The 21,799-nt window shown below is 68.6% G+C and carries 20 protein-coding genes; 8 read left to right on the top strand and 12 right to left on the bottom strand.

Annotated elements, in window-relative coordinates:
- Positions 1–5 precede the first annotated feature (5 nt).
- The 4 genes from BOQ54_RS16465 to BOQ54_RS16450 form a co-directional block, all read right to left on the bottom strand.
- On the bottom strand, positions 6–818 hold the full coding sequence (locus BOQ54_RS16465) for a tetratricopeptide repeat protein (RefSeq protein ID WP_055460132.1): 813 nt from the start codon (positions 816–818) through the stop codon (positions 6–8).
- A gap of 164 nt (positions 819–982) precedes the next feature.
- Positions 983–1,993, bottom strand: coding sequence for an AraD1 family protein (gene araD1, locus BOQ54_RS16460; RefSeq protein WP_083586010.1), 1,011 nt, complete (start codon positions 1,991–1,993; stop codon positions 983–985).
- 17 nt (positions 1,994–2,010) lie between these two features.
- On the bottom strand, positions 2,011–3,744 hold the full coding sequence (locus BOQ54_RS16455) for an IlvD/Edd family dehydratase (RefSeq protein ID WP_071924307.1): 1,734 nt from the start codon (positions 3,742–3,744) through the stop codon (positions 2,011–2,013).
- A gap of 28 nt (positions 3,745–3,772) precedes the next feature.
- Entirely contained in the window at positions 3,773–4,657 is an 885-nt protein-coding gene (locus BOQ54_RS16450; protein ID WP_071924306.1) for an NAD(P)-dependent oxidoreductase, read from the bottom strand.
- Between the two features lie 130 nt (positions 4,658–4,787).
- Here BOQ54_RS16450 and BOQ54_RS16445 point away from each other — a divergent pair, with 130 nt between their 5' ends.
- The gene (locus tag BOQ54_RS16445) at positions 4,788–5,801 is read left to right on the top strand and encodes a LysR substrate-binding domain-containing protein (protein WP_083586009.1); all 1,014 of its coding nucleotides are present in this window, start codon (positions 4,788–4,790) and stop codon (positions 5,799–5,801) included.
- Here BOQ54_RS16445 and BOQ54_RS16440 read toward each other — a convergent pair.
- The 4 genes from BOQ54_RS16440 to BOQ54_RS16425 all read right to left on the bottom strand — a co-directional run bounded on the left by BOQ54_RS16440 (position 5,783) and on the right by BOQ54_RS16425 (position 8,999).
- Positions 5,783–7,174 carry a leucyl aminopeptidase family protein gene (locus BOQ54_RS16440; protein ID WP_432431530.1) on the bottom strand — a complete coding sequence of 464 codons (1,392 nt, stop codon included), beginning with the start codon at positions 7,172–7,174 and terminating at the stop codon, positions 5,783–5,785. The genes BOQ54_RS16445 and BOQ54_RS16440 overlap by 19 nt on opposite strands.
- A gap of 154 nt (positions 7,175–7,328) precedes the next feature.
- The gene (locus BOQ54_RS16435) at positions 7,329–7,835 is read right to left on the bottom strand and encodes a GNAT family N-acetyltransferase (protein WP_071924305.1); all 507 of its coding nucleotides are present in this window, start codon (positions 7,833–7,835) and stop codon (positions 7,329–7,331) included.
- Positions 7,836–7,838: 3 nt separating this feature from the next.
- A complete protein-coding gene (locus BOQ54_RS16430; RefSeq protein WP_063189779.1) occupies positions 7,839–8,396 on the bottom strand; it encodes a GNAT family N-acetyltransferase in 558 nt (185 codons plus the stop codon).
- Positions 8,397–8,402: 6 nt separating this feature from the next.
- Positions 8,403–8,999, bottom strand: a complete 597-nt coding sequence (locus tag BOQ54_RS16425) for a helix-turn-helix domain-containing protein (RefSeq protein ID WP_071924304.1) — start codon at positions 8,997–8,999, stop codon at positions 8,403–8,405.
- 223 nt (positions 9,000–9,222) lie between these two features.
- Here BOQ54_RS16425 and BOQ54_RS16420 point away from each other — a divergent pair, with 223 nt between their 5' ends.
- Entirely contained in the window at positions 9,223–10,023 is an 801-nt protein-coding gene (locus BOQ54_RS16420; RefSeq protein WP_245282660.1) for a tetratricopeptide repeat protein, read from the top strand.
- 2 nt (positions 10,024–10,025) lie between these two features.
- On the opposite strand, the gene BOQ54_RS16415 is transcribed toward BOQ54_RS16420, so the two are convergent.
- The gene (locus BOQ54_RS16415; RefSeq protein ID WP_071924303.1) at positions 10,026–11,261 is read right to left on the bottom strand and encodes a Gfo/Idh/MocA family protein; all 1,236 of its coding nucleotides are present in this window, start codon (positions 11,259–11,261) and stop codon (positions 10,026–10,028) included.
- Positions 11,262–11,751: 490 nt separating this feature from the next.
- Here BOQ54_RS16415 and BOQ54_RS16410 point away from each other — a divergent pair, with 490 nt between their 5' ends.
- The 6 genes from BOQ54_RS16410 (at position 11,752) to BOQ54_RS16385 (ending at position 18,058) form a co-directional block, all read left to right on the top strand.
- Positions 11,752–13,041 carry an ABC transporter substrate-binding protein gene (locus BOQ54_RS16410; protein ID WP_055460142.1) on the top strand — a complete coding sequence of 430 codons (1,290 nt, stop codon included), beginning with the start codon at positions 11,752–11,754 and terminating at the stop codon, positions 13,039–13,041.
- 85 nt (positions 13,042–13,126) lie between these two features.
- A complete protein-coding gene (locus BOQ54_RS16405) occupies positions 13,127–14,005 on the top strand; it encodes a carbohydrate ABC transporter permease (protein ID WP_245280584.1) in 879 nt (292 codons plus the stop codon).
- Positions 13,998–14,873, top strand: a complete 876-nt coding sequence (locus BOQ54_RS16400; protein ID WP_063189787.1) for a carbohydrate ABC transporter permease — start codon at positions 13,998–14,000, stop codon at positions 14,871–14,873. Before BOQ54_RS16405 ends, BOQ54_RS16400 begins: the two co-directional genes overlap by 8 nt.
- 13 nt (positions 14,874–14,886) lie before the next feature.
- Positions 14,887–15,894 carry a Gfo/Idh/MocA family protein gene (locus BOQ54_RS16395; protein ID WP_071924302.1) on the top strand — a complete coding sequence of 336 codons (1,008 nt, stop codon included), beginning with the start codon at positions 14,887–14,889 and terminating at the stop codon, positions 15,892–15,894.
- Positions 15,891–16,964: a Gfo/Idh/MocA family protein gene (locus BOQ54_RS16390; RefSeq protein WP_071924301.1), complete on the top strand. Its 1,074-nt coding sequence runs from the start codon at positions 15,891–15,893 to the stop codon at positions 16,962–16,964. The genes BOQ54_RS16395 and BOQ54_RS16390 overlap by 4 nt, the downstream gene beginning before the upstream one ends.
- Positions 16,965–16,981: 17 nt before the next feature.
- Positions 16,982–18,058, top strand: coding sequence for an ABC transporter ATP-binding protein (locus BOQ54_RS16385; protein ID WP_071924300.1), 1,077 nt, complete (start codon positions 16,982–16,984; stop codon positions 18,056–18,058).
- Positions 18,059–18,106: 48 nt separating this feature from the next.
- Here the strand turns inward: BOQ54_RS16385 and BOQ54_RS16380 are convergent, their stop codons facing one another.
- The 3 genes from BOQ54_RS16380 to BOQ54_RS16370 are packed head-to-tail and all read right to left on the bottom strand — an operon-like array spanning position 18,107 to position 21,793.
- On the bottom strand, positions 18,107–19,741 hold the full coding sequence (locus tag BOQ54_RS16380) for an ABC transporter ATP-binding protein (RefSeq protein ID WP_063189793.1): 1,635 nt from the start codon (positions 19,739–19,741) through the stop codon (positions 18,107–18,109).
- Complete coding sequence (locus BOQ54_RS16375; RefSeq protein WP_055460148.1) at positions 19,741–20,880, bottom strand: ABC transporter permease; 1,140 nt, start codon at positions 20,878–20,880, stop codon at positions 19,741–19,743. Before BOQ54_RS16375 ends, BOQ54_RS16380 begins: the two co-directional genes overlap by 1 nt.
- On the bottom strand, positions 20,873–21,793 hold the full coding sequence (locus BOQ54_RS16370) for an ABC transporter permease (protein ID WP_055460149.1): 921 nt from the start codon (positions 21,791–21,793) through the stop codon (positions 20,873–20,875). Before BOQ54_RS16370 ends, BOQ54_RS16375 begins: the two co-directional genes overlap by 8 nt.
- Between the last annotated feature and the right edge of the window lie 6 nt (positions 21,794–21,799).

The following is a 21,799-nucleotide window of genomic DNA, read 5'->3' as shown; positions in this document are numbered from 1 at the left end:
ACGTCTCAGATCATCACGGTGCCGAGGGCCGCGCCCTTGGCCCTGGCATCGCCCGAGGTCGCGATTGTCCTCGCCTGGGACAGCAGCTTGTCGACGTCGCCCTGGCCGAGGTCGCCATGGGCCGTCTTCCGGGCCTCGGCGGCCTTGCCGGTCAGGCCGAGCACGAGCACCCGGGCGCGGATGTGCCGCTCCTCCGCCGTCGGCTGGGCGACGACCTCGGCGATGAGCGCCTGTGCTTCGACGTCCCGGCGGGCGAGGGCGGCGACGAGGGCGAGATTGGTCTTGATATCAAGGTCCTGGCCATCGAGCGCGAGGGCCTTGCGATAGGCCGCCTCGGCCTCGGCGAAACCGCCGGCGAGCGTGTGGGCGACGCCGAGGCGGTTGTAGGCGGCGGCGCTGCCGACCTGGGGCGCCGCCTTGGCGATGAGCGCCAGGGCCTGCGCCGTCTCACCCTTGCGCAACTTGGCCGAGCCGAGGCCGAGCAGGACCGCGGCATCCGCCGGCTTCAGCCTGAGGGCGGTGGAATAGGCGCGCTCGGCACGTTCGTTCTCGCCAAGCCCCAAATAGGCGTCGCCGAGGCGGGTGTGGAGCGCGGCATCGTCGCCGGCGATCTCGCCTGCGCGATCGTAGAGCGCGAGCGCGGTCTGCGTCTCGCCACGTCGGGCGATATCCTCGGCGAGGAAGATGAGGCGTCCGGCCTGCGATGTCTCAGCCGCGATGGTCGCGGCCGCCTGCGTGCCGGGGCCGGCCGTCATGCAGCCGCCAAGCCAGATCGCGAGGAATGCGGCCGTCGCCGGTGATCCAGGCCCGTGAACCATGCAGCCCCTCCCACAATCGACACAGGCGGCGCGTGGCAGCGCCGCACATCAGACGTCGTGTCGATTGCTAGCGGACTGCCCCGCCGGCAGGCGCGGGCGGAGCAGTCGACTTGAAGGCAGCCTGTGCACGTGGTGCGGACGGGGTCCGATCGGCAAACGCGCTCTCAGGCCTCGCGGACGGCAACGAGGCCCTTCGGCTCACGGGCGACCACGAGCGGGTTGCGCAGCGGGCGGCCGAAGCCTTCAGCCTCGATCTCGAAGATGTCGCCCTCCTGCGTGCGCACGCCGTCGGCGAAGCTCAGGGTCGCCGTGCCGAAGTAGTGAACGTGCACGTCGCCGGGGACACGGTGCTCGGCATACTTGAAGTGGTGATGCTCGAGGTTGGCGAAGCTGTGCGACATGTTGGCCTCGCCCGTGACGAAGGGCTTCTCCCACAGCACCGCGCCGTCGCGGCGGATGCGGCTCGTGCCGCGGATGTCGACGGGCGGCGGGCCGATGAGCACCTCGGGGCCGAAGCTGCTCTGGCGCAGCTTGGAATGGGCGAGGAAGAGGTAGTTCTTGCGCTCCGTGACGTGGTCGGAGAACTCGTTGCCGAGCGCGAAGCCAACGCGCACGGGCGTGCCGTCCGGGGCGATGACGTAGAGGCCGGCGAGCTCCGGCTCCTCGCCTGCGTCCTCGGCGAAAGCCGGAGAGACGAGCGGGGCACCCGGGGGTACGATGAAGCGGCCGTTGCCCTTATAGAACCATTCGGGCTGTACACCGACGCTGCCCGCGGCCGGGCGCCCGCCCTCCATCCCCCAACGGAACATCTTCATGGAATCCGTCAGTGCCGCCTCGTCGGCCTCGACCGTCGCCTTGTGCATCTTGTCGCGCGTGTCGGCGCTGCCGAGATGGGTGAGGCCCGTGCCGGTGACATGACAGCGGGTCTCGTCCGGATGGTCGATGGGCGGCAGCAGGCGGCGGTCGGCGATGACGGCGTCGTAGTCGACGCTCTTGTCGCCGAGCCGTCTGCGCACGAGGTCGACGAGTGGCGTGTTCGCCGCCACCGCGTCGAGCGCCAGCGCATAGACGCTCTGCGTATCGTTGAGCACGGCAAGGCGGCGGCCGTCGTCGGACGGCACGCCGACGCGCCGCATGCCGGCTTCATCGAAGAACTGAACGAGGCGAAGGGACATCGGCATTCCTCCCGTCATCAGTGGTTGTCGCGCGGCACGGCCGAGCCGCTCTTGCCGACGAGGAAGTCGAGGTCGGCACCGTCGTTGGCCTGCAGCACGTGGTCGACATAGAGCTTGACGTAGCCGCGGTCGGTGTGCGGCGCCGGCGGCTGCCAGGCGGCGCGGCGGCTGGCGAGCTCCTCGTCGGAGACGTGCAGGGTGAGGCTGCGCGCGGCGACGTCGAGCGTGATCATGTCGCCGCTGCGAACAAGGGCGAGGGGCCCGCCGGCGGCGGCCTCGGGCGCCGTGTGCAGCACCACCGTGCCATAGGCCGTGCCCGACATGCGCGCGTCGGAGATGCGGATAATGTCGGTGATGCCCTTCTTGAGGATTTTGGGCGGCAGCGGCATGTTGCCGACCTCGGCCATGCCGGGATAGCCCTTGGGCCCGCAATTCTTGAGCACCATGACACAGGTCTCGTCGATGTCGAGGTTCTCGTCGTCGATGCGGGCGTGGAAGTCCTCGATGTCTTCGAAGACGACGGCCCGGCCGGTGTGCTTCATGAGATGCGGCGAAGCCGCCGAAGGCTTGATGATGGCGCCATCGGGGGCGAGGTTGCCGCGCAGCACGGCGATGCCCGCGTCCGGCTTGAACGGCGCATCGAAGCTGTGGATCACCTCGCGGTTCCAGCACGGCGCGTTCTCGTTGTTCTCCCAGATGGTGCGGCCGTTGACGGTGAGCGCATCCTTGTTGAGGAGGCCGCGCTCGCCGAGCTCGCGCAGCACCGCCGGCAGGCCGCCGGCCTCGTAGAAGTCCTCCATCAGGAAGCGGCCCGACGGCATCAGGTCGACAAGGCAGTGCACGTCGCGGCCGAGCTCATCCCAGTCGTCGAGGTCGAGCTCGACGCCGATGCGGCGCGCCATGGCGATGAGATGGATGACGGCATTGGTCGAGCCGCCGATGCCGGCATTGGCGCGGATGGCATTCTCGAACGCTTCGCGCGTCAGGATCTTCGACAGGACCACATCCTGGTTGACCATCTCGACGATGCGCCGGCCGGCCTCGCGCGCGAGGTGATTGCGGCGCGCGTCGACGGCGGGGATGGCGGCGTTGCCCGGCATGCCGACGCCGAGCGCCTCCACCATGCAGGCCATGGTCGAGGCCGTGCCCATGGTCATGCAGTGACCGTGCGAGCGGTGCATGCAGGCCTCGGCCTCGTGGAACTCCTCGAGCGTCATCTTGCCGGCGCGCACGTCCTCGCTCATCGACCAGGTGTTGGTGCCCGAGCCGATGTGCTTGCCGCGGTAGATGCCACGCAGCATGGGGCCGCCGGAGATGCCGATGGTGGGCAGGTCGACGCTCGCCGCGCCCATGAGGAGCGCGGGCGTGGTCTTGTCGCAGCCCATGAGCAGCACGACGCCGTCGAGCGGGTTGGCGCGGATCGATTCCTCCACGTCCATCGAGGCGAGGTTGCGGTAGAGCATGGCGGTGGGGCGTAGCAGCGTCTCGCCCAGCGACATCACCGGGAATTCGAGCGGGAAGCCGCCGGCCTCCAGAATGCCCCAGCGCACGTGCTCGGCGATGGTCTTGAAGTGCGAGTTGCAGGGGGTGAGCTCGGACCAGGTGTTGCAGATGCCGATGACCGGGCGACCGTCGAACTGGTCCTGCGGGAAGCCGCGGTTCTTCATCCACGAGCGGTAGAGGAAGCCGTGCTTGTCCTGCTTGCCGAACCACTCCTGGCTGCGGAGCTTCTTCTTTGTGCCGTTGCTCATGGGGTAAGGGTCCTTTTCCCGGCGTCGATCAGTTGGCGGGGTTGCGGCGCTCGAGCTCGACGAGGAGCCCCGAGTGGTCGAGGTCGCCGGCATTGGCGAGGAGGCCGCGGAAGAGGTCGGCTGTCGCAGCCGTGAAGGGCGTTGCCGCCAAGCCGAGGCGCTCGGCGGCATCGAGGGCGTTGTCGAGGTCCTTGAGATGCGTGACGGAGCGGCCCTTGGTGGTGAAGTCGCGCTCCACCATGCGGGCCCCATGCAGGTCGAGCACGCGGCTCTCCGCGAAGCCGCCGCGCAGGGCCTCGCGCACCTTGGCCGGATCGGCGCCGCCGCGCGCGGCGAGCATCAGCGCCTCGGCCACGGCGCCGATGGTGACGCCGACGATGATCTGGTTGGCGAGCTTGGCGAGCTGGCCGGCACCATGGGGGCCAACGCGCGTCGCCCGGCCCATGGGTGCGAAGACGCGCGCGATGCGGTCGAAGACCGTTTCGTCGCCGCCCACCATGATGGCGAGCGTGCCCTCTTCGGCGCCCACCGTGCCGCCGGACACAGGCGCATCGAGATAGGCGATGCCCTTTTCGGCGAGACGCGCTGCATGGTCCTGTGCTTCGGCCGGCTTGATCGAGCTCATGTCGATGAGGACGGCACCGGGCCGCATGGCGCCGGCGACGCCCTGGGCGAAGACGACGTCCTCGACGATGGGGCCGTTCTCCAGCATGGTGATGACGATCTCGGCCTCCGCCGCCGCCGCGGCGGCACTGCCGGCGACACGCGCGCCGAGCGGGGCGAGCGCCTCGGCCCTCTCGCGTGAGCGGTTCCACAGGACCAGCGGCCAGCCGGCCTCGATCAGGCGGCGCGCTTGGCGCGCGCCCATAAGGCCGAGGCCGAGAAAGGCGACGGTCGGCTTGGTGTCGGTCATCGATCCATCCTCGCACATTCCTCCGATACATCCGGCCGGCTCTGCCAGTTGGCGGCGCAGCTCTTGAGAATGGCTCTAGACGAAAGATCGATAACCGCCTAATCGCTTTCTTCGATCAATCGATATAAAAATGGATATCGATATGGCGACAGGGGAGCGGGTGACGGTTGCTGCGTTACCAGCGCTGGAGGCGGCCGTGCGGCGGCTCAAGCTGCGCCAGTTGCAACTGCTTGTCGCGATCGGCGAGTACGGCAACCTGCACCGCGCGGCGGAGGCGGTGCACATCAGCCAGCCTGCGGCGTCCAAGTTGCTCGCCCAAGTGGAAGAGGCGTTAGGCAGCAGCCTCTTCGAGCGCCTGCCGCGTGGCCTCAGGCCGACCGCGGCTGGCGACGCGCTGCTGCGCCGGGCGGGCAACATCGTCGCCGAATTGTCGGCAGCGGGCGAGGAACTGGCGGCCATCGCCAGCGGTCGCGGCGGGCGCGTGCGCCTCGGCTCCATCGTCGGTGCGGTGCCGGGCCTCATCAGCGCCACGGCCGTGTCGCTGCACCGCGCGAGCGACCCGATCGCCCTGTCGCTCGTTCTCGGCACGAGCGGCACATTGCTCGCGGCGCTGCGCGAGCGGCGGCTCGACCTCGTCGTCGGGCGCATCCCCGTGACGAGCGAGCGGCACGACCTGTCGTTCGAATTCCTCGTCGACGAGCGGCAGGTGGTGGTCTGCCGGGCCGATCACCCCATCGCCATGCGGGCGGCGGACCTTGCGTTGCGCGACCTTGACCTGCGCTATCTGATGGGCGCGCCCTGGGTGGTGCACCCGCCCGGCAGTGTGCTGCACGCACGTTTCGAGGACATGTTGCGGCGGGCGGGCCTACCCTCGCCGGCGAAGGCGATCGAGACCGATTCTGTCGACATCACCATCAACCTGCTGCTGGCGGGCGACTTCCTTGCCGTGCTGCCGCGCAACACGGTGGCGCCCTGGATCGAGCGTGGCTTTCTCGCTGTTCTGCCGGTGGAGCTGTCGCTCGATCTTGGGGCGGTCGGCATCATCACGCTGATCGACCGTCCCCTGTCACGCGCGGCCGAGCGTGTCGTCGAGGGCCTGCGGCGCCATGCGCAGGCCGGCGAAGGTCAGCCGAGCGAGCCGTAGCGCTCCCGGAGATAGGCGTAGAGCGCCCGCGCGCCCTGGACCTCGCCGCCCTCCGGCCGCCCGGGCTTCGTCGAGGGGTTCCAGGCATAGATGTCGAGATGGGCGTAGGCCGTCGCCTTCTCGACGAAGCGCTGGAGGAAGAGGGCGGCGGTGATGGCGCCTGCGAATCCACCGCTCGAGACGTTGTTTACCTGCGCGACCTTCGATTCCAGCATGGAATCGTAGGCGCCCCACAAGGGCAGGCGCCACAGCGGGTCGTTGACGGCGAGGCCGAGGCGCTGCAGGTCGCCGGCGAGGCCCTCGTCGCGGGTGAAGAGCGGCGGCAGGTCCGGGCCGAGGGCGACGCGCGCGGCGCCGGTCAGCGTGGCGAAATCGACGATGAGCTCAGGCGCCTCCTCGTCGGCGAGGGCGAGCGCATCGGCGAGGATGAGCCGGCCCTCGGCGTCGGTATTGCCGATCTCGACCGTGATGCCCTTGCGGCTCCGAAGGATGTCGCCGGGGCGGAAGGCGGCGCCGGAAATGGCGTTCTCGACCGCCGGGACGATGAGGCGCAGACGCACGGGCAGGCGTGCGTCCATGATCATCTGAGCGAGCGCGATGGCGGCTGCGGCGCCGCCCATGTCCTTCTTCATCAGCAGCATGGCGCTGGAGGGCTTGATGTCGAGCCCGCCGGTGTCGAAGGCGACCCCCTTGCCGACGAGGGTGATCTTGGGCGCATCGGCGGCGCCCCAGGTGAGGTCGACGAGACGCGGCGGCACCGCCGAGGCGCGGCCGACCGCATGGATCATCGGCAGGTTCTGCTTCAGGAGTTCGTCGCCGACGATCGTTCGCACCTCGGCGCCGAAGCGCGTGCCGAGCGCCCGGATCGCCTCCTCGATGCCGTCCGGGCCAAGGTCGTTGGTGGGTGTGTTGACGAGGTCGCGCCCGAGCGTCACCGCTTCGGCGATCCGCGCCAGTTCGTCGCCGTCGACACCTTCGGGCAGGACGATACGGCAGCCGCCATCCTTCTTGTCCCGGTAGCGGTCGAAGCGATAGGCGCCGAGGAGAAAGGCGAGGGTGGCCGTCTCGGCCGTGCCGGGCGGCAGCGTGGCGAAGTGATAGGTGCCCTCGGGCAAGAGGCCGGGCAGCTTGCCGGCCAGGAAGGGATCCGCCCGGCGGCTGTCCGCGGGATCAATACCGAACAGCACGGCGGCGATGGCGCCCTCGGCATCGGGCAGCGCGAGATAGCGTCCCGGCTTCGGCGCGAAACCGTGCGCCTCGGCGAAGGCGCGGGCACTCGCCGGCAGGCTGTCGCGCACGCCCGGCCAGCTCTCCGGCTGCACGAGGTGAATGGCGATGGAAGGGGTGTCGATGGCGGCGACGAGCGCGTGCACGGTCACGGGTCCTCCTCTATGAACCCGTCGTCGATAGCACGGGCGTAGCGCCGCCGCGAGGGCGGTGGGGCCTGCGGGCGGGGCCGACGCGCCCCGGCAAGGGAGGGAGAGCCCTCCGGGCGGCATTCCATCTGCGCCGCCGCGGGGCACCGGATCACAGATCCTTCTGCATCATGAGCAGGTCGAGCGCGCGGCCGAACTTGCGGCCGATGCCTTCGAGGCGGCCGACCTCGCGGAAGCCGAAGCGGGTGTGGAGGGCTCGCGAGGGATCGTTCGGCAGGCCGATGGCGGCCACCATCACCGCGCGTCCGTCGCGCCTCGCTTCCGCAATGAGTGCCTCCATCAGCGCGGTTGCCACGCCGCGGCGCTGGAAGGCCTCGCCCACGTAGATGGAGCTCTCGACCGTAAGATCATAGCCTGCCCCGCTGCGGAACGGGCCGTAGGTGGCGAAGCCGGCGACCTGCGCCGTGTCGCTGGCCGGAGGCAGCTCCGCGACAAGGACAGGAAAGCCCTTGTGCGTGCGCTCCCGGAACCAGCCGAGCCGTTCGTCGAGATCGGCCGGCTCGTGGCGCCAGATGGCGAGGCTGTTGAGGATGTGGTGGTTGTGCAGGGCGAGGATGGCGGGAACGTCCGCCTCGCGTGCGTGACGGATGGTCGGCATGCGTCAGAGCTTCTTGTAGAAGAAAGTGGTGGCTGCGGGCACGCCGTCGGTCGCCAGCGCATGGTCCGGCACCACCCCGAACGCCTGCCAGCCGCAGGCGCGGTAGAGGGCTTCGCCGGCACTGCCCGTCTGCGTGTCGAGGAGGAGGAGCGTGCGCCTGGCGGTGCGGGCCGCCTCTTCCGCCGCGCTCAGCAGGCTCCTGCCGATGCCGCGGCGGCGGTGGCGCGCGAGCACCAGCATCTTGCCGATCTCCGCTCGGTGCGGCGCATTGGGCTGATGAGCATAGGTGAGGATGACGGTGCCGACGATGCGGCCACCCTCCTCCGCGACGAAGAGCACGCGGCTGCCGTCACTGATGCCCGGCAACTGGCTGCGCCAGAAGGCGGCAGCCTCCTGCGCCGTCAGGCCGGCGAGGAAGTTGACCGAGGCGCCGTGCACCACGGCATCGACGAGCACGGCGGCGAGCTCGCCGAGCCGGGCAGTCGCCTCGCCGGCCGTCAGCGGGCGGATGGCGACGGGTCCCGTGGGCGACCCGTCAGTGACGGTGGCGACTTCGTTCATGGCGTCTCAGCCCTTGCGCTCATCGATCGGGGCGAGCACGACGGCGTAGCGTACCGGCCGCGTGCCCGGGTTGTTGTAGACGTTGGGGCGGTCGAGCCGCATGTGCAGGCAGTCGCCCGCGTGGAGCAGGAAGACTTCGTCACCGATCGTCTTCTCCAGCGTGCCGTCGAGCACCCAGACATGCTGGTCGATGCCACGCGACAGCCAGGGGTGGTCGAAGGCGACCCGCGCGCCAGGCGGCAGGGTCACGTCGACGATCTCGACCGGCGAGCCGGTGCCGGATGGCGAGACGGCGCGCCGCACGTAGCCGGTTTCAGGATCCTGCCAGACGGGCTGATCCCCGGCGCGCTGCAAAGGACTCGCCACCGGCGTCTCGCGGGCGAAGAGTGAAGCGAGGCTCACGCCGAGCCCGGCGCACAGCCGGCCCAGCAGCACGGCGGTGGGGCTCGATTCCCCGCGCTCGATGCGGGAGATCATGGCACGGCTGATGCCTGCCTGCTCCGCGAGCGCTTCGAGCGTCAGCCCCGCCTTGCGGCGCAGCCCCTTCAGCCTGCGGCCGAGCGCCCTGGCGATATCGTCGTCGGTCAGCTGCTTTTCCATCATATGAGAATTATCTTCTCGTATATTGGAATCTGGAAGCCCGAAGAATGGGCAGGGATGCCTGCACAATAGGCATTGACACTGCCGGTCTCTTGGGCCGCTGGGCAGCGGAGAGACGACGCGAGGCGCGGTTCATCGCTCCGCCGCTCCGGTTAACGCCTCGTTAGGGTTAACGATCTATCAATTGCATCGGGCGCATTGATGCGATGTCAGTATGGGGGCGATCATGGCGGCTCAATCGTGCAGGCCGGCTGCGCTGCGCCGGATGTTCATGGGCGTCTGGCGTGCTGGGGCGGTGGCGACTCTCGCCCTGTCGCTCGCCGGCTGCCTGTCGCGCGACGACGTCACCGGCTCGATCGGTCTCATCGGCTCGCGTGCGGCCGAGCCGCAAGCGCCGACGGCGCGCGGCGAGGCCGAGTGGCGTGCCGCCGCGCAGGAGTGGGGCAAGCGCTACGAGGCGCGACCGACGGACAGGCAGGCTGCGCTCAATTATGCGCAGGCGCTGCGCGCGCTCGACCAGCGTTCGCAGGCCGTTGCGGTGCTGCAGCAGGCGGCGCTGCACAGTCCCACGGACCACGACGTGCTGGCCGCCTACGGCAAGGCGCTCATCGACGTCGGGCGTTTCAAGGAGGCGGAGGGCGTGCTCGCTCGCGCCCATACGCCCGACAAGCCCGACTGGCGCGTTCTGTCGGCGCAGGGCACGGTGGCCGACCAGCTCGGCGACCATGTGGCGGCCCAGCGCTACTATCTCACGGCTCTCAAGATCGTGCCGGGTGAGCCAAGCGTCTTGTCAAACCTTGGCCTATCCTATGCCCTCGCGAAGCAGCCCGCCGAGGCCGAGCGCGTGCTGCGGCAGGCGGCCGCACATCCGCAGGCGGATGGGCGCGTGAAGCAGAACCTGGCGCTGGTGCTAGCGTTGCAAGGCAAGATGGGCGAGGCCGAGCAGGTGCTGGCCCAGAGCCTACCGCCGGCCGAGGTCGCGGCCAACATGGCCTATCTGCGCCAGGCGGCCGGCCGTCGCAGTTGACCTCAGGCGGGCAGGGCCGGCACGGCGCAGGCGCCGCCCTTCGTCGCGCTCTCGAGCGCGGCGATGCCGCACAGCACCGACATCGCGCCAGCTCGGGATCCGGCGCGCTGGCGCAGCCTGTCCTGCGCGCCGGGCCTGAAGATCATGTCGCGCATGCGATTGTCGCCGCCGTAGTGGCCGCCCGGCTCGTGCGGCACGCGGATGCGCTCGACGCCGCCGCCGAAGCTGCGGATCAGCAGGATCTCGTCGACCGCCGGCGCTTCCCACGGCTGCTTCTCGTATTGCCGCAGCTCGATGCGGCCACGGTGGCCGTTAAAGGCGATGTGGTGGCCTTCCACCGGCATGTAGGTGTTGAGCGAATATGACACCTGCACGCCGCTGGCGTAGCGGATCGTCGCCGTCATCGTGTCGGGAATATCGATCTCCTCGCGATAGACGCAGGCGTCGCGGAAATAGCCGTCGACCGCGGAGGGCTCCTCGTAGAGCGTGTCGAGGAAGGGATCGGCCGAGAGGTCGAGATAATAGTCGCACCTTGCCTTGTGCGGGCAGGTCCGGCAGCGCTCGCCGCGGAACGGCCCCTTGCGGCCGTAATGCAGCAGCTCGCCGTGGGCCTTCACCTCGACGGGGTCGGAATCGAGGTACCAGTTCAGCAGGTCGAAATGGTGCGTCGCCTTGTGCACGAAGAGGCTGCCCGAGCGGGCGCGGAAGGCGTGCCAGCGGCGGAAGTAGTCGGCTCCGTGCTGATTGTCGAGATACCAGTGGAAGTCGACCGAGACGACCTCACCGATGGCGCCGGCATCGATCAGCTCCTTGATGCGGGCGGCGGTGGGCGCAAAGCGGTAGTTGAAGGACACGTCAACCCGCCGGCCGGTGCGCTGCTCCGCCGCGCGGATGCGCTCGATCTTCTCGGCCGTCGTCGTCAGCGGCTTCTCGCTGATGACGTCGGCACCCGCCTCGAGCGCCTCGACGATGATGTCGTCGTGGGTGTCGTCCGGCGTGCAGACGACAACGAGCTGCGGCTTCAGCTCGGCCATCATCTGCGGGAAATCCGCATAGAGCGGCGCGGCCGTGCCGATCATGGCCCGGGCCCGCTCCGCCCGCATTGTATTGAGGTCGCAGATGCCGACGAGTTCGACATAGTCGCCCCAACCGGCGAGCAGTTCGCGGCCCCACATGGTGGTGCCGCGATTGCCGACGCCGACGAGTGCGTAACGGGTGCGATTGGAACCCTCAGCCATGGCCGCTTCCTCCTCCGCCGGAGGCGCTAGACGCCATCCGGGGCTGCATCCGCCGCGTTCCCCGGGGAGCGGTTCGCAGCGGTATTTTGTAACTGGTTGGTGATTTGTGGAAGCCGAAAGCGCTCCCTGTCAAGGGGCGACTGGGCGCTCCTGCCACGACGCGACATCGGGCGCGGCGCCGAGACGAGCGATTTCTCGCGGGTGCAGGGGCGCCAGGGCCACTCGAAAAGCGGGCAAGCGCTGGGCATGGCCATGCACTGGCCAGCGCGGACGCTTGGCAGCGGCAGAAATGGCAAGTGCCCGGCGGCGATGGACGTGGTCGTGCGCAAGATGCTCCAATGGCCGAAGCGGGTATTCTGCGCCGGGTGCGATCAGCGCTTGACAAAGCGTCCGGCCACCGTCACGTTAGTAACTGAACGGTTATAAATCGGCGAGAAAGCCGGTAACCCGTCCCGCTTCCGGCGGGGATGTCCTGAGGGAGGACACGCGAATGTCGATCACGCTCAGCAGGCGAAGTGTACTTTCCGGTGGCGCGGCGGCCCTGTCGCTCGCGGCGTTCGGTAGCGGTCCGGTATGGGCCCAGGCGGCGCGCCTGCGCTTCCTGTGGTGGGGCTCGCAGGAGCGGGCGGACCGCACCTTTAAGGCGATCGAGGCTTACAAGGGCGTCGCCTCCGACGTCTCGATCACCGGCGAGTTCGCCGGCTGGAGCGACTACTGGCCGCGTCTTGCCACCCAGGTCGCCGGGCGCAACGCGCCGGACCTCATCCAGATGGACTACCGCTACATCTTCGAATACGCGCGGCGCGGGGCGCTGAAGCCGCTCGACGATTATCTCGACAAATCCCTGAACATCGCCGACTTCGGGCAGATGAATATTGATTCCGGGCGGGTCGACGGCAAACTTTATGGCGTCAATCTCGGGGTCAACTCGAGCATCGTCCTCTACGACGAGGCGGCGTGGGAGAAGGCCGGCATCGAGCCGCCCCAGCCCGGGATGACCTGGGAGGCCTTCGCGGAGAAGGGTGCGGCGCTGAGCGCCAAAAAGACGAAGCCGGGCTTCTATGCCTCGGCCGATGCGAGTGGCGTCGAGCCGGCGCTCGAGAACTGGCTGAGGCAGCAGGGCAAGGCCCTGTTCACCGCGGACGGAGCGCTCGGGTTCGGGCCGGAGGACGCGGCGAAGTGGTTCGCGATGTGGGCCGATATGCGCAAGAGCGGAGCCTGCGTGCCCGCCGACGTGCAGGCGCTGGACCAACTCAACATCGAGACCAATCCGCTGACCACCGGCAAGGCGGCCACCGCCTTTGCTCATTCCAACCAGTACATCGGCTATCAGAAGCTCAACAAGTCTCGCCTCGGCGTTAGCTCCTACCCGAAAGTGAGCGCAGATTCGCCATCGGGCCATTATCTGAAGCCATCCATGCTCATCAGCGTCGCGAGCGGTTCGGCCCACCCGGATGCTGCGGTGGCCTTCGCCAATTTCCTTGTCGCAAATTCGACAGGCGTCGAGATCCTCGGCGTCGAGCGCGGCGTGCCGGCCTCCGAATCCATGCGAAACGGGCTGGCACCGAAGCTGAACGACCTCGACTCGGTGATGGTGAAATACATCGCCGACATCACGCCCGGTGTCGGCGCACTGCCGCCGCCGCCGCCTCCCGGCGCGGGTGAGCTCGCCTTCGCGCTGAAGCGCGTCGCCGAGGAGGTCGGCTTCGGTCGGGCCACGCCGGAGGCCGGCGGCGAGAAGCTGGTGCGTGAAGCCCAGACCATCCTGAAGCGCGGCTGAGGCGCCGGTGATGACGGTTCATCCCACCGTCTGGGTGGACGAGACCCGCCCCGCCGCCGCACCGCGACGGGGCACCCTGAGGCGGATGCTGGCCCGCAACGCGCCGGGCTATCTCTTCCTTGCGCCCTGGCTCATCGGCTTCTTCGGCCTGACGCTGGGACCGGCGCTCGTCTCACTCTACCTGTCCTTCACCAACTACGACCTCCTGCGGGCGCCGGACTGGGTGGGAGCCGCCAATTACGTGCGCATCGCGACGGACGATCCGAAATTCGCCGCCGCGATGCGCGTCACCTTCATCTATGTCGTTCTGTCGGTGCCGCTGAAGCTCGTCTTCGCGCTCGCCGTGGCCATGGCCTTCAACCGCGGCATCCGCGGGCTCACCGTCTACCGCGCCATCTTCTACCTGCCGTCGCTGCTCGGCGGCTCGGTCGCCATCGCGGTGCTGTGGCGCCAGCTCTTCGCCTCCGACGGCCTCGTCAACATGCTGCTGTGGAAGGCCTTCGGCATCGAGGGGCCGAGCTGGGTCTCCAATCCGGACTATTCGCTCTATACGCTCGTCGTCCTCTCCATCTGGCAATTCGGCTCGCCGATGATCATCTTCCTCGCGGGCCTCCGGCAAATCCCGACCGACATGTACGAGGCGGCGGAGATCGACGGCGCGGGTAAGGTGCGCCAGTTCTTCAAGATCACGCTGCCGCTCCTGACGCCGGTCGTCTTCTTCAACGCGGTGATCCAGACCATCGAGGCGTTCAAGGCCTTCACCCCGGCCTTCATCATCAGCGAGGGCACCGGCGGGCCGATCAATTCGACGCTGTTCTACACGCTCTATCTCTACCAGGAGGCTTTCGGTTTCTTCCGCATGGGCTATGCCGCGGCGCTCGCCTGGATCCTGCTCGTCATCATCGCGCTGTTCACGGCCTTTTCGTTCCTCAGCGCGCGCTACTGGGTGCACTACGATGACTGACGCCACCGTCACGGCTGCCCCGCCGTCACGCGGCCGGCGCTCGTATACACGCTCCCTGCTGATTCACGGGGCGCTCATCGCGGCCTCCTTCGCCATGCTCTATCCCATCCTGTGGATGGTCTCGGGCTCGGTCAGGCCGCAGGACGAGCTCTTCGGCACGACCTCGCTCATTCCCTCGAGCGTCGATTTCGGCAGCTACCTGCGCGGCTGGATGGGGCTGCAGGTGAGCTTCGGCCAGTTCTTCTGGAACTCGCTCGTCATCTCGGTGCTGGCGACCATCGGCAATGTGCTCGGCTGCTCGCTCGCCGCCTTCGCCTTCGCGCGGCTGCGCTTCGGCGGGCGCAACTTCTGGTTCGCGCTGATGCTGGGCACCCTGATGCTGCCCTATCACGTGGTGCTCATCCCGCAGTACATCCTGTTCCTCGAGCTCGGCTGGGTGAACACGCCGCTGCCGCTCATCGTGCCGAAATATCTCGCCACGGACGCCTTCTTCATCTTCCTGATGGTGCAGTTCTTCCGTGGCATCCCGCGTGAATTGGACGAGGCGGCGGTAATGGACGGCTGCGGTCCCTTCCGCATCTATTTCCGCATCATGCTGCCACTCTCGTTGCCCGTGCTGGCGACAGCAGCGATATTCTCCTTCATCTGGACGTGGGACGACTTCTTCGGTCCGCTCATCTATCTCAACGACATCAACACCTACACGGTGCAGTTGGGCCTGCGCTCCTTCGTCGACTCGACCGGCACGTCTGACTGGTCGGCCCTGTTCGCGATGTCGAACCTGTCGCTCGTGCCGGTGTTCCTCTTCTTCCTCTTCTTCCAGCGACTGCTCATCGAGGGCATCGCCACCACCGGCATGAAACGCTGAGGCCCCGCGTCCCATGAAACCCGTTCGCTTCGCGGCCGTCGGCCTCAACCACGATCACATCTACGGGCAGGTGAACTGCCTTCTGAGAGCCGGGGCCGAGCTTGCCGGCTACTTCGCCGAGGAAGACGACCTTGCGGCGGCCTTCGGCGCGCGCTATCCCGGCGCGCCGCAGCTCGACGACCGGCGCCGGGCGCTGGAGGACCCGTCGATCGACCTCATCGTCTCCGCGGCCATCCCCGATGAGCGGGCGGGGCTCGCCATCGCCGCCATGCGCGCCGGCAAGGACGTGATGCTCGACAAGCCGGGCATGGTGACGCTGAAGGAACTCGCCGAGGTCAAGGCGGTGCAGGCCGAGACCGGGCGCATCCTCTCCATCCTCTATTCCGAGCATTTCGAGAACCGCGCCACGGTGAAGGCGGGCGAGCTCGTCGCCGCCGGGGCCATCGGCAAGGTCGTCTCCGTCACCGGCTTCGGCCCGCACCGGCTGCGCGAGGCGACGCGCCCAGCCTGGTTCTTCGAGCGACGACGCTACGGCGGCATCCTCGTCGACATCGCCTCGCACCAGTGCGAGCAATTCCTGTTCTTTACCGGAGCCGAGACGGCGGAGGTGCTGTCGGCGAGCGTCGCCAACCGCGCCCATCCCGACCGGCCGGGCCTGCAGGACCATGGCGACATCCATCTCGCCACGACGGACGCCACCGGCTTCATTCGCGTCGACTGGTTCACGCCCGATGGCCTGCCCACCTGGGGTGACGGGCGTCTCTTCCTCACCGGAACGGACGGCACGATCGAGCTGCGCAAGTATATCGACATCGCCGGGCGGCCGGGCACCGATCACCTCTTCCTCACCGACCGCAAGGGCGTGACCTACATCGATTGCTCGCAGACAGCCCTGCCCTACGGGGATCAACTCGTGTCCGACATCCGCTACCGCACCGAGACGGCGATGCCGCAGGCACGCTGTTTCGCCGCGATGGAGATCGCCCTCAAGGCCCAGGCCCTCGCGGAGGCGCAATCATGACCAGGCGTTTCAATGTCGCTGTCGTCGGCTGCAACATCGGCCGCTCACACATCGTCGAGGGCTATCAGCCGCATGGCGACAAATACCGCGTTCTCGCCGTCTGCGACCTCGACGAAACGCGCCTTTCGTCCGTCGCCGAGGAATTCGAGGTGCCGCGGCGCTGCCGCGACTTCGATGAGCTCCTCGCCATGGACGACGTCGACATCATCGACATCTCGACGCCGCCGGCGACGCACCGGCCGATGGTTCTGAAGGCACTCGCCGCAGGCAAGCATGTCGTCTGCGAGAAGCCGCTTGTCGGTTCGCTTGCCGAGGTCGACGAGATCATCGCGGCGGAGGCGAAGGCCAAAGGCCGGCTGATGCCGATCTTCCAGTACCGCTACGGCGACGGGGCCATGCAGGCCCGCCGCATCATCGAGAGCGGCCTTGCCGGCAAGCCCTATGTCGGCACCTGCGAGACCCTGTGGAAGCGGGGGCCCGACTATTACGACAATCCCTGGCGGGGCCGCTGGGCGACCGAGCTCGGCGGGGTCCTGATGACTCACGCCATCCACATCCACGACCTCATGACCTTCCTCATGGGGCCGGTGGAGCGGCTGTTCGCCCGCACGGCGACGCGGGTCAACACCATCGAGGTGGAGGACTGCGTCTCCTCGAGCTGGCTGATGGCCTCGGGCGCCCTCGTCTCCGCGACCGCCACCCTCGGTTCGCACGAGGAGATCAGCCGGCTGCGGCTATCCTTCGAGAACGTTACCTTCGAGAGCACGCACGCGCCCTATTCGCCCGGCGACGGCCCCTGGCGCGTCATCCCGGCGAACGAGGCGGTGAGCCGGCAGATCGAGGAGCTCTTGGCCGGCTTCCCGCCTGTTGGCCGGCGATTCAACGGCCAGATGGAGGCCTTCCACCGGGCGCTTCTCGCCGGCGATCCGCCGCCGGTGACGAGCCTCGACGCGCGCCGGGCGCTCGAACTGGTGACGGCCTTCTACCATTCCGCCGCGACGGGCGAGGACGTTGCCCTGCCGCTCGATGCGGCGCATCCCAAATACCTGAGCTGGCGGCCCGCCGCCTGAACGGGAGGACGAGAACCATGGCGAGCAGCATCAATCTCGCGAAGATCGAGAAGAGGTTCGGTTCCGTCGAGGTCATCCACAGCATCGACCTTGCCATCGAGCCGGGCGAGTTCACGGTCTTCGTCGGCCCGTCCGGCTGCGGCAAGTCCACGCTTCTGCGCATGATCGCCGGGCTCGAGGACATCTCGGCGGGCGAGTTGAGCATCGACGGGGAGCGCGTCAACGAAGTGCCGGCCTCCAAGCGCGGCATCGCCATGGTGTTCCAGTCCTACGCGCTCTACCCGCACATGAACGTCTACAAGAACCTCGCCTTCGGCCTGCAGACGGCGGGCTATCCGAAGGCGGAGATCGAGGCGCGGGTGAAGAAGGCGGCCGACATCCTGCAGATCGGCCATCTCCTGCAGCGCCGGCCCAAGGCGCTCTCCGGCGGCCAGCGCCAGCGCGTCGCCATCGGCCGCGCCATCGTGCGCGAACCGAAGATCTTCCTCTTCGACGAGCCGCTGTCCAACCTCGACGCCGAACTCAGGGTGCAGATGCGCGTCGAGATCGCCAAGCTGCACCAGACGCTCGGCAGCACCATGATCTACGTGACGCACGACCAGGTGGAGGCCATGACCATGGCCGACAAGATCGTGGTACTGCGCGACGGACGCATCATGCAGGTGGGCCGGCCGCTCGACCTCTACAACAACCCGGCCAACCAGTTCGTCGCCGGATTCATCGGCTCGCCCAAGATGAACTTCCTGAAGGCCCGTCTCGCCGACAGCGACCCTTCGCGCCGCACCATCGAGGTGGCCGGGCGCGCGCTCACCCTGGAGCGGCCGCTCGCGGCGCGGACGGGCGAGCCGCTCGTCTTCGGCCTCAGGCCCGAGCACGTGGAAGCGCGCGACAACGGCGCGAGCCTCGGTGAAGCCTCGGTGCAGCTCGTCGAGCATCTCGGCGGCTCGACGGTGGTCTACACCAGCACCGCCGACGGCCAGAGCGCGACGCTGTTGCTCGACGGCCAGCGCCACATCCGCGCCGGCGAGAGGCTGCCGCTCGGCTTCGACGTGGAGCGGGCGCATGTCTTCGGCGAGGACGGCCGCAGGGTCTGAGGCGCGGCGCCGCCTTCGGACGGAGGGGGAAGACTTCCTCCGCTGGCCTCAGAGCCCTGGTCCGGCGGCGGCCTCCATGTGCACGCCGCGCCCATCGAGGAACGCGGCGGCGATCAATTCGCGCGTATAGGCTTCGCGCGGCTTGTCGAAGATCGCCTCGACCGAGCCGCGTTCGACCACTTTGCCCGATTTCATCACCATGATCTCGTCGGAGAGCGCCCGCACCACGGCGAGGTCGTGGCTGATGAAGATATAGGCGAGGCCGTGCTTCTCCTGCAGGTGGCGCAGCAACTCCACGATGCTCTTCTGCACCGAACGGTCCAAGGCCGATGTGGGCTCGTCGAGCACGACGAGCGCCGGCTTGAGGATCATGGCGCGCGCGATGGCGATGCGCTGGCGCTGCCCGCCCGAGAATTCGTGCGGGAAGCGGTGGCGGGTGGCCGGGTCGAGCCACACCTCCTCGAAGGCGAAGGCGGCGCGGCGGTCGCGCTCGGCGCGGGTCAGGCCCGGTTCGTGCACGAGGAGGCCCTCGGTGACGATCTCGCCCGCGGTCAGCCGCGGCGACAGGGAGCCGAAGGGGTCCTGGAAGACGAGCTGCATGTGCCGGCGCAGCGGCCGCATGGCGGCCCGGTCGAGCGGCATCAGCGCGCGGTCCTCGTAGCGCACGAGGCCGGCCGCCGGCATCAGGCGCAGCAGGGCGCGGCCGAGCGTCGACTTGCCGGAGCCCGATTCACCCACGACGCCGACGGTCTCGCCGCGGCGCACGGTGAGATCGACGCCGTCGACCGCGCGCAGGTCGTGCCGCCTGCGGCCGAACAGGCCCTCGTGCCTGGTGAAGACGACGCGCACGTCCTCGGCCGTAAGCACGGTCGGGCTGTCGGGCGGCGGCGGGGACTTGCGGCCGCTCGGCTCCGCCTCGATCAGCATGCGCGTATAGTCGTGCCGCGGCCGCTCGAAGAGCGTGCCGGTCGCGCCGCTCTCCACCACCTCGCCGCTCTTCATGACGTAGGTGCGGTCGGCGAAGCGCCGGACGATGCCGAGGTCATGGGTGATGAAGACGATGGCCATGCCGAGCCGCGCCTTGAGCTCGGACAGGAGCTCGAGGATGCGCGCCTGCACGGTGACGTCGAGCGCCGTCGTCGGCTCGTCGGCGATGAGGATGTCGGGATCGTTGGCAAGCGCCATGGCGATCATCACGCGCTGGCGCTGGCCACCGGACAGTTCGTGCGGATAGGCGGCAAGGCGCCGCTCCGGATCAGGGATGTGCACGAGGTCGAGCAGCTCGACGGCGCGCCGACGGGCCGCCGTGCGGGAGAGCCCGGCGTGGCGCATCAGCGGCTCCGCGATCTGCTCGCCGATGCGGTAGAGCGGGTCGAGCGAGGTCATCGGCTCCTGGAAGATCATGGTGATCTTGCGCCCCCGGTAGCGGTTGAGCGCGCGCGCCGGCAAGCCGAGGATCTCCTCGCCGCGGTAGCGGACGGAGCCGTCGGCGCGGCCGTTGCGGGCAAGAAGGCCCATGACCGCCATCATGGTCTGGCTCTTGCCGGAGCCGGATTCGCCGACAATGGCCACCGTCTCGCCGGCGTCGACGTCGAGGTCGATGCCCTTCACGGCCTCGACCGCACCACTCTCGGTCTCGAAGCGGACGCTGAGCCCGCGGACGCTGAGCACGGTATCGGCCATCAGCGGTCCCTCGGGTCGAGCGCGTCGCGCAGGCCATCGCCGATGAAGTTGAGGGCGAAGAGCGTGGCGACGAAGAAGATGGACGGGAAGATGATGAGATAAGGCGCGCTCTGGATGTTGGCCGCGCCTTCCGAGATGAGCACGCCCCAGCTCGTCAGCGGCGCCTGCACGCCGAGGCCGAGGAAGGAGAGGAAGCTCTCGAGCAGGATGATCTTGGGCACCATCAGCGTCACGAAGACGACGACGGGGCCGAGGAGGTTCGGCACGATGTGGCGCCTCAGGATGCCGCCCGTGCCGACGCCGAGGGCCTCCGCTGCCTGCACGAACTCGCGGCGCTTCAGCGCCAGCGTCTGGCCACGCACGATGCGCGCCATGTCGAGCCATTCGACGGCGCCGATGGCGACGAAGATGAGCACGAAGTCACGGCCGAAATAGACGACGAGCAGGATGACGAAGAAGACGAAGGGCAGGGAATAGAGCACATCGACGAAGCGCATCATGAGATTGTCGACGCGCCCGCCGGCAAAGCCCGCGATGGCGCCGTAGGCGACGCCGATGACGAGGCTGACGAAGGTGGCGAGCAGGCCGACGAGCAGGGAGATGCGGCCACCGACCATGATGCGCGTCATCAGGTCCCGGCCGCTGCGGTCGGTCCCCATCAGGAAGAGCTGGCGGTTGACGCGGCCCGCGACGACGAGCGTGCGCCCCTCGTCCAGCGTCTCGACCACGCGCGGATCGGCAAATTCGTCGAGCCGTTCGATGTAGCGCGTGTTGCGCGGGTCGATCGGCCGGTCAGAGCGCAGCGTGACGCGGAAGCTGTCGCCGTCGACAGAGAAGTCGGCCATGGCGAGGCGGGCCCGCTCCAGCGCCTCGCCCATGGCGCCGGCGAGCGCCGATTCCTTCGGATAAAGCTCGAGGCTCGGCGGCATCGCGACATAGGAACGGTAGACGCGGTCGTAGGGATGCGGCGACAGCCAGGGGCCCGCGACGCAGAAGAGGGTGATGAGGGCAAGGACGATGCTGCCCGCGACGGCCGCGCGGTTGCGCAGGAGGCGCCGCATGGCGAGCGCCAAGAGGCTGTGGCCGGCGGGGGCGGGTTTCGCCGCGGCGGCATCGGTGGCGAGCGTACCGTCAGTCATAGCGCACCCGCGGGTCGAGCGCCGCATAGGCGAGGTCGACGAGGAGGTTGAAGACGACGACGAAGCCGGCCAGCGTCACGACCGTGCCCATGACGAGGGTGTAGTCCCGGTTGAGCGCGCCCTCGACGAAATAGGCGCCGATGCCGGGAATGGCGAAGATCTTCTCGATGACCACCGAGCCGGTGACGAGGGCGGCGGCCGCCGGCCCGAGATAGGAGATCACCGGCAAGAGCGCCCCCTTGAGGGCGTGGCGGATGATGACATGGCCGGGCAGGCCGCTCGCCCTGAGCGTACGGATGTGGTCGGCGCGCAAGGCCTCGATCATGGATGAGCGGGTGAGCCGTGCGATCACCGCCATCTGCGGCAGGGCGAGCGCCACCGTCGGCATCAGCCGGTGGGCGAGGCCGCCGTCGCCCCAGCCGCCGATGGGCAGCAGCCCGAGCATGAGGCCGAAGACGAGCTGCAGGACGGGGGCGACGACGAAATTGGGCACCGTGACGCCGACCGTCGCCACGGTCATGACGGAATAGTCCGCGGCGCTGTTCTGGCGCAGGGCGGCGAAGACGCCGGCCGCGACGCCGCCGAAGATCGCCAGGGCGAGGGCGCTGAGGCCGAGCGTGACGGAATAGGGCAGGGCGCGGCGCAGCATCTCGCCGACCGTGAAGTCGATCGCGACATAGCTCGGGCCGAAGTCGCCGCGCACCAGCTTGCCGAGATAGTCGAGGTACTGGACGTGGAGCGGCTGGTCGAGGCTGTAGGCGCGCCGCAGGTTGTCGAGCACCTGCGGGGCGAGCGGCTGCTCGAGGTCGAAGGGGCCGCCTGGGGCGAAGCGCACCAGGAAGAACGCGACGGTGACGATGACGAAAAGCGTGGGGGCGGCACTGAGGAGGCGGCGCAGGGTGTAGGTGAGCATGAAGTC

The organism is Chelatococcus daeguensis (assembly GCF_001887265.1).
In the GTDB taxonomy this organism is placed as follows: domain Bacteria; phylum Pseudomonadota; class Alphaproteobacteria; order Rhizobiales; family Beijerinckiaceae; genus Chelatococcus_A; species Chelatococcus_A sambhunathii.
This window is presented reverse-complemented; position numbering and strand designations above follow the sequence as displayed.

Coding starts and splice junctions, on each gene's coding strand:
- BOQ54_RS16465 (WP_055460132.1), bottom strand. CDS start 818: ATGGTTCACGGGCCTGGATCACCGGCGACGGCCGCATTCCTCGCGATC.
- araD1 (WP_083586010.1), bottom strand. CDS start 1,993: ATGTCCCTTCGCCTCGTTCAGTTCTTCGATGAAGCCGGCATGCGGCGC.
- BOQ54_RS16455 (WP_071924307.1), bottom strand. CDS start 3,744: ATGAGCAACGGCACAAAGAAGAAGCTCCGCAGCCAGGAGTGGTTCGGC.
- BOQ54_RS16450 (WP_071924306.1), bottom strand. CDS start 4,657: ATGACCGACACCAAGCCGACCGTCGCCTTTCTCGGCCTCGGCCTTATG.
- BOQ54_RS16445 (WP_083586009.1), top strand. CDS start 4,788: ATGGATATCGATATGGCGACAGGGGAGCGGGTGACGGTTGCTGCGTTA.
- BOQ54_RS16435 (WP_071924305.1), bottom strand. CDS start 7,835: ATGCCGACCATCCGTCACGCACGCGAGGCGGACGTTCCCGCCATCCTC.
- BOQ54_RS16430 (WP_063189779.1), bottom strand. CDS start 8,396: ATGAACGAAGTCGCCACCGTCACTGACGGGTCGCCCACGGGACCCGTC.
- BOQ54_RS16425 (WP_071924304.1), bottom strand. CDS start 8,999: ATGATGGAAAAGCAGCTGACCGACGACGATATCGCCAGGGCGCTCGGC.
- BOQ54_RS16420 (WP_245282660.1), top strand. CDS start 9,223: ATGGCGGCTCAATCGTGCAGGCCGGCTGCGCTGCGCCGGATGTTCATG.
- BOQ54_RS16415 (WP_071924303.1), bottom strand. CDS start 11,261: ATGGCTGAGGGTTCCAATCGCACCCGTTACGCACTCGTCGGCGTCGGC.
- BOQ54_RS16410 (WP_055460142.1), top strand. CDS start 11,752: ATGTCGATCACGCTCAGCAGGCGAAGTGTACTTTCCGGTGGCGCGGCG.
- BOQ54_RS16405 (WP_245280584.1), top strand. CDS start 13,127: ATGCTGGCCCGCAACGCGCCGGGCTATCTCTTCCTTGCGCCCTGGCTC.
- BOQ54_RS16400 (WP_063189787.1), top strand. CDS start 13,998: ATGACTGACGCCACCGTCACGGCTGCCCCGCCGTCACGCGGCCGGCGC.
- BOQ54_RS16395 (WP_071924302.1), top strand. CDS start 14,887: ATGAAACCCGTTCGCTTCGCGGCCGTCGGCCTCAACCACGATCACATC.
- BOQ54_RS16390 (WP_071924301.1), top strand. CDS start 15,891: ATGACCAGGCGTTTCAATGTCGCTGTCGTCGGCTGCAACATCGGCCGC.
- BOQ54_RS16385 (WP_071924300.1), top strand. CDS start 16,982: ATGGCGAGCAGCATCAATCTCGCGAAGATCGAGAAGAGGTTCGGTTCC.
- BOQ54_RS16380 (WP_063189793.1), bottom strand. CDS start 19,741: ATGGCCGATACCGTGCTCAGCGTCCGCGGGCTCAGCGTCCGCTTCGAG.
- BOQ54_RS16375 (WP_055460148.1), bottom strand. CDS start 20,880: ATGACTGACGGTACGCTCGCCACCGATGCCGCCGCGGCGAAACCCGCC.
- BOQ54_RS16370 (WP_055460149.1), bottom strand. CDS start 21,793: ATGCTCACCTACACCCTGCGCCGCCTCCTCAGTGCCGCCCCCACGCTT.